Origin of the sequence: Janibacter corallicola NBRC 107790 (assembly GCF_001570965.1) — a bacterium.
GTDB lineage: Bacteria > Actinomycetota > Actinomycetes > Actinomycetales > Dermatophilaceae > Janibacter > Janibacter corallicola.
This window is the reverse complement of sequence record NZ_BCSR01000021.1, coordinates 41,633-47,969: the sequence shown is the minus strand read 5'-3', so window position 1 is coordinate 47,969 and position 6,337 is coordinate 41,633. Positions and strand designations below refer to the sequence as shown.

General features: G+C 71.8%; 5 protein-coding genes. 3 read left to right on the top strand and 2 right to left on the bottom strand.

Going from position 1 to position 6,337, the window contains the following annotated elements; translation table 11 throughout:
- Positions 1-1,400: PH domain-containing protein (locus JCO01S_RS09260; RefSeq protein WP_068254254.1), on the bottom strand; the 1,400-nt coding region annotated here is incomplete at its 3' end.
- Positions 1,397-1,837 (bottom strand): PH domain-containing protein, encoded by a 441-nt coding sequence (locus tag JCO01S_RS09255; protein ID WP_245634385.1) that lies wholly within the window; start codon positions 1,835-1,837, stop codon positions 1,397-1,399. The genes JCO01S_RS09255 and JCO01S_RS09260, both read right to left, overlap by 4 nt.
- Before the next feature lie 155 nt (positions 1,838-1,992).
- Between JCO01S_RS09255 and fdhD the strand changes: the two genes are divergently transcribed.
- The 3 genes from fdhD to JCO01S_RS09240 all read left to right on the top strand — a co-directional run bounded on the left by fdhD (position 1,993) and on the right by JCO01S_RS09240 (position 6,331).
- Positions 1,993-2,862, top strand: a complete 870-nt coding sequence (gene fdhD / locus JCO01S_RS09250; RefSeq protein WP_068254248.1) for a formate dehydrogenase accessory sulfurtransferase FdhD — start codon at positions 1,993-1,995, stop codon at positions 2,860-2,862.
- A 90-nt stretch (positions 2,863-2,952) separates the two neighbouring features.
- The gene (gene aceE / locus JCO01S_RS09245) at positions 2,953-5,745 is read left to right on the top strand and encodes a pyruvate dehydrogenase (acetyl-transferring), homodimeric type (protein ID WP_068254247.1); all 2,793 of its coding nucleotides are present in this window, start codon (positions 2,953-2,955) and stop codon (positions 5,743-5,745) included.
- Positions 5,746-5,788: 43 nt separating this feature from the next.
- Entirely contained in the window at positions 5,789-6,331 is a 543-nt protein-coding gene (locus tag JCO01S_RS09240; protein WP_068254282.1) for an MOSC domain-containing protein, read from the top strand.
- Positions 6,332-6,337: the final 6 nt, after the last annotated feature.

The following is a 6,337-nucleotide window of genomic DNA, read 5'->3' as shown; positions in this document are numbered from 1 at the left end:
GACCGGCTGGCGAGCCCCGCCACGACCACCGCGAGGTGCTCGGCGTGCGCCTCCGCGAGGTGGCGCACCCGGGGTGTCACCGGCCCCACCGTGCTCACGAGGAAGAGGTCGGCCAGCCCCAGACGCCGCTCCAGTGGTCCCTGCCGGAGGGTGATCGACTGCACCCGGCCGAAGGGGACCACCTGCAGCCACCGACCGGCCCAGCCGCCGCGGGTGAGCAGCGCACGCCCACCGATGAGGGCGCCGATCCGCTGGTGCGCCAGGGGGTCCAGCCACCGAGCGGCGGGCGGCTGGCCGAGGAACCCCGGCGGCGTCGACCGCACGAGCGCGGCCACCTCCTCGGTGGTCTCCCGGTCCCCGAGGATCGCCTGCAGCACCGTGAGCACCTGGCCGGTCGTCGCGACGGGGACGAGCAGGTCCCCGGAGCCGTCGCTGTCCGCGGACCCGAACGTGGCTCCGGCGACGTTGACCTTGAGCGACCACCACCCGGCGCTCCGCCAGAGCAGCGGCTGGTCGATCTGGACGGCCTGCACCCGGTGCAGCGGGACGCTCGAGCTGCGGGTGTCGGTCAGTCCGCGCTCGATCGTCACGGTCGAACCGCGCCGCGCGACGGCCGTGCCGTACCACCGGGTCAGCCGCATCAGGCTGCGCCCGCCGGTGATCAGCGCCGGCGGCAGCAACCCGCTCAGGGCCGGGGCGAGCCCGAACCCGAGCAGCCCGAGTGCGAACAGCAGGAGGATCCCGAAGGCGACGGTGTCCGCGGAGAGCAGCACCGACCCCACGAGCCGCTCCAGCGGTACCCGGAGCAGCGGCTCGGCCGGCTCACCCGACCCGCCCACGGTGGGGCCGTCGGACGTGCCGGTGGTGGCGGCGGGCGCCTCGGGTGCGTCCGTCTCCCGTGCGTGGGCGGCCAGGCCGAGCAGCCGGGCGCGCACCGCCTCGGCCTCGGGCTGGCGCAGGTAGGCGATGGCGACGTGGGAGTCCGACCCGCCGGCGGACTCGACCCGCACCTCGGCCAGGCCGGTCAGGCGGGCCAGCAGCGGGCGGACGAGGTCGACCGCCTGGATCCGGTCGTAGCGGACCTCACGGTGCTGGCGGTTCAGCCAGCCGGTGCGGATCTCCAGGTTCTGCGGGCCGAGCCGGTACCGGGTGAACCACCACGAAAGCAGTCCCAGGCCCACCGCACCAAGGATCACGAGACCGACGGCGCCGACCTGCACGAGCCAGGAGAAGGGTGCCTCCTCGCCGACGTCCTGCACGTCGGGCCCGGTGAGACGGTCCACCTCCTGGGAGACGAGGTAGCCGAGGACGCCGACGGCGATCAGTCCCCCCCGTACGAAGGGGGACAGCGGATGGACCCGGTGGAAGCCCCCTTCGCCCGGTTGATCCTGCTGCGTCACAGGCCCGCCCTCTTGGCCTCGCCGCGTGCGGCGAGCCGGACCCGAAGCTCCTCGGCGACCTGCGTGGGCAGGCCGGGGACCGTGCCGCTGCTCTCCGGCGAGGCGGTGTTGACGGTGATGGTGGCCATCCCCAGCGCCCGCAGCAGCGGGCCGGACTCGAGGTCGACGTACTGGATCCGCCCGTAGGGGACGGTCACGAGGGAGCGCCACATGCGACCCCGACGGATCGCCAGCTCCTCCGGCAGCTCGGCCCAGCTGATCGCCGGCACCTGGAGCAGGATGACCACCTGTGCCCAGACCCAGCCGATCGGCAGCACGACGACGGCGATCCAGGCCCAGGGCGAGAGGACGGCGGCCAGGACGACGGCGACGAGCAGCAGTGGGGCCGCCACCGCGGCGAGCGCGATGCTGCGGGCGGTGATGAGCCGCCGGCTCACCCCGCGCCAGGGCGCGCCGCCGGGGCCCCGGAGTGGGAGCACGGCGGGGCCGGGTTGGGCTGGGCTGGCTGGTTCGACCACGGGATCATCCAATCAGTCCCACCTCCTAGGCTGGGTCCCATGGTCGCTCCGAGGAGGGCAGAGCCGTGGGACGCATGACCCAGCGGCGCCGGGTGCTGCGGCGCAGCCCCGAGCCGAAGACACGTATCGAGACCCTCGCGGTCGAGGAGCCGCTCGAGATCCGTGTCGCGGCACTCCCCGCGGCCGGTATCGCGGCGGGAGGTGCCCCGGTCGAGCTGCGGCCCCCGTCGACCACCGTGACGACGACGATGCGCCTGCCCGGGGACGACTTCGATCTCGCGCTCGGGCACCTGCTCGCCGAGGGACTCATCGGCGAGGCCGAGGACGTCGCGACGATGATGCACTGCACCGACACCGCGGAGGACGGATCGCCGACCTTCAACGTCGTCGAGGTGACCCTCGCCGCCGGGGTGTCCCTGAGGCGACCGGTCACCGCCCGCACCGAGGTCGCCACGAGCGCGTGCGGGGTCTGCGGGTCCACCCGGGTCGAGGACCTCATCGCCACGCTGCCCCCCGGTCTCGCCGAGGACGCCGCCCGCGTGCCGCTCTCCCGGCTGCACGAGGGGATGGCAGCCATGCGCGAGCGGCAGAAGGTCTTCGGCGACACCGGCGGCGTGCACGCCGCCGCCCTGCTGGACCCGCAGGGCCGGCTCCTCGCCGTCCGCGAGGACGTGGGCCGGCACAACGCCGTGGACAAGATCATCGGGTGGGCCGGGCGCGAAGGGCGTCTCCCCCTTCGTGGTCACGTGATGCTGGCCTCCTCCCGTGCCGGCTTCGAGATCGCCCAGAAGGCCGCGGTCTGTGGGGTGCCGGTCCTCGCCTGCGTCTCCGCCGCGACGACGCTGGCCGTCGAGGTGGCCGAGGAGTCCGGGCTGACCCTGGCCGCCTTCGTCCGCGGCGACCGCGCCACGGTGCTCAGCCACCCCGGGCGGATCACGGACTGACACCCGATTGTGATGCCTGACACGTCACTGGGATGATGGGTGTGTCCTCTCAGAGACCCTTGGGAGGACTGCAGAGGAAAGGACGAGAACGTGCCCGGAAGCGCGGATCACCTGAGCGACGGCCCCATCCTGAACGGCATCCCGACCCATCTGCCGGACATCGACACCGAGGAGACCGGCGAGTGGCTGGACTCCCTGGACGGCCTGATCGACGCGTCCGGTCGTGAGCGCGCCAGGTACGTGATGCTGCGGCTGCTGGAGCGCGCCCGGGCCAAGAGCGTCGGTGTCCCGTCGCTGACGACCACCGACTACGTCAACACCATCGCCCCGGACAAGGAGCCCTGGTACCCCGGCGACGAGGAGGTCGAGCGCCGCTACCGGGCGTGGATCCGCTGGAACGCCGCGGTCCAGGTGCACCGCGCCCAGCGCCCCGACATCAGCGTCGGCGGGCACATCTCCTCCTACGCCAGCGCGGCGACCCTCTACGAGGTGGGGTTCAACCACTTCTGGCGGGGTAAGGACGCCGATGACCGCGGCGACCAGATCTTCTTCCAGGGTCACGCCTCCCCCGGCATGTACGCCCGGGCCTTCCTCGAGGGCCGCCTCTCCGAGGCCCAGATGGACGGCTTCCGCCAGGAGGCGACCACTCTTGCCGGGCAGGCCGACACGGGCATGCCCTCCTACCCGCACCCGCGGCTCATGCCGGACTTCTGGGAGTACCCGACGGTCTCCATGGGCATCGGTCCGGCGAACGCGATCTACCAGGCGCAGTTCAACAAGTACCTGCACAACCGCGGCATCAAGGACACCTCCGGGCAGCGCGTGTGGGCCTTCCTCGGTGACGGCGAGATGGACGAGGCGGAGAGCCGCGGCCTGCTGCACACGGCCGCCTTCGAGGAGCTGGACAACCTCACTTTCGTCATCAACTGCAACCTGCAGCGGCTGGACGGGCCGGTGCGCGGTAACGGCAAGATCATCCAGGAGCTGGAGGCCTTCTTCCGCGGCGCCGGGTGGAACGTCATCAAGGTCGTGTGGGGCCGGGGCTGGGACCCGCTGCTGGCCGCCGACCAGGACGGCGCCCTGATCAACCTGATGAACCAGACCCCGGACGGGGACTACCAGACCTTCCGGGCGAACGACGGCGCGTACGTGCGGGAGCACTTCTTCGACCGTGACCCGCGCACCCGCAAACTCGTCGCCGACTGGTCCGACGCGGACGTGTGGTGGAAGCTCAAGCGCGGCGGCCACGACTACCACAAGGTCTACGCGGCCTACCGCGCCGCGGTGGAGCACACCGGCCAGCCGACGGTCATCCTCGCCAAGACCATCAAGGGCTACGGGCTGGGCAGTCACTTCGCCGGGCGCAACGCGACCCACCAGATGAAGAAGCTGACCCTGGACGACCTGAAGGGCCTGCGCGACAACCTGCGCATCCCGATCGACGACGAGACCCTCGAGAAGGACCCGTACCTGCCGCCGTACTACAACCCCGGCAAGGACGACGAGGCCATCCAGTACATGCTCGAGCGGCGCGAGAAGCTCGGCGGCGGGCTGCCCGAGCGTCGGGTCAGCTACCCGGTGCCCGAGCTGCCGGAGGAGAAGTCCTACCGCCAGCTGGCCAAGGGCTCGGGCAAGCAGGAGGTCGCCACGACGATGGCCTGGGTGCGGCTGCTGAAGGACCTCATGCGCACCGAGGAGTTCGGCAAGCGGATCGTGCCGATCATCCCCGACGAGGCGCGCACCTTCGGGCTGGACTCCTTCTTCCCGACGAAGAAGATCTACAACCCGCACGGGCAGAACTACACCTCGGTCGACGCCGACCTGATGCTCGCCTACCGCGAGGCCACGGACGGCCAGCTGCAGCACACCGGCATCAACGAGGCCGGGTCGGTCGCCGCCTTCACCGCCGCCGGGACGAGCTACGCCACGCACGGCGAGCCGATGATCCCGATGTACATCTTCTACTCGATGTTCGGCTTCCAGCGCACCGGTGACTTCATCTGGGCCGCCGGTGACCAGATGTCCCGCGGCTTCATGCTCGGTGCGACGGCCGGCCGCACGACGCTCACCGGTGAGGGCCTGCAGCACGCCGATGGGCACTCCCCGGTGCTCGCGGCCACGAACCCCGCCGTCGAGCCGTGGGACCCGGCCTTCGGCTTCGAGATCGCGCACATCATGCGCGACGGCATCGAGCGGATGTACGGCGGTGACGCGCCCCAGTCCGACCCGAGCCGCAACGTCATCTACTACATCACCATGTACAACGAGCCCCTCGCGCAGCCGCCGGAGCCGGAAGGCCTGGACGTGGACGCCCTGCTGAAGGGCCTCTACCGCTACCGGGCGGGTGACGACTCCGATCTCGGGGAGACGCCCCCGCGCTGCCGGCTGCTCGGCAGTGGCGTGGGCCTGCCGTGGATCCTCGAGGCCCAGGAGCTGCTCCGCGAGGACTGGGGTGTCGTCGCCGACGTCTGGTCGGTCACGAGCTGGACCAAGTTGCGGCGCGAGGCCATGGCCTGCGACGAGGAGCGCTTCCTGCACCCGGAGAACGAGCAGCGCACCCCGTGGGTCACCGAGGCCCTCAGCACCAGCCTCGGTCCGGTCGTCGCGGTCTCGGACTACATGAAGCAGGTCCAGGACCAGATCCGTGGCTGGGTCCCCGAGGAGTTCTCCGCTCTGGGGGCCGACGGCTTCGGGTTCTCCGACACCCGCCCCGCGGCCCGGCGCTACTTCCACATCGACGGCCCCTCGGTCGCCGTGCGGGCGCTGCAGATGCTCGCCGACCGCGGCTGGGTCGCCGAGGACGTCCCGGCCAAGGCCGCCGAGAAGTACCAGCTGCTCGACGCCTCCGCCGGCACCTCGGGTACGGCGGGCGGCGACGCCTGAGGAGCACGGCTCGAAGGGCGAAGGGGGCCGTAGCATCGTGTTCGTGGAGGCCCCCTTCGTCGTCGCCGTGTCCCGGGACGGTCTGCACCGCTTCAGCAAGGAACCGCAGGAGTCCATCGAGCTGGTCGAGGACCTCGGCGTGCGCGGCGACGCCCATGCCGGGACGTTGGTCCAGCACCGCTCCCGGGTGCGGCGGGACCCGAACCAGCCGAACCTGCGCCAGGTGCATCTGCTCCAGTCCGACTGGCTCCGGGAGGCGCGGGAGGCCGGGCACGACGTCGTCCCGGGGTCGATGGGCGAGAACGTCCTCACCGACGGCATCGACCTGCTCTCGCTGCCCGAGGGGACGCGGCTGCGCCTGGGCGACGCGCTCGTACGGATCACCGGGCTGCGCAACCCCTGCCGTCAGATCAACGACTTCTCCCCCGGCCTGCTGCAGCTCGCCGTCCGCCGTGTGGACGGGGTGGCCATCGAGCGACGCACCGGGGTGATGTCGGTCGTCGAGCGTGGTGGCACGGTCCGGGAGGGCGCCCCGATCCGGGTCGAGCTGCCGGACGGGCCGCACTCCCCGCTGAAGGCGGTGTGACCCCGG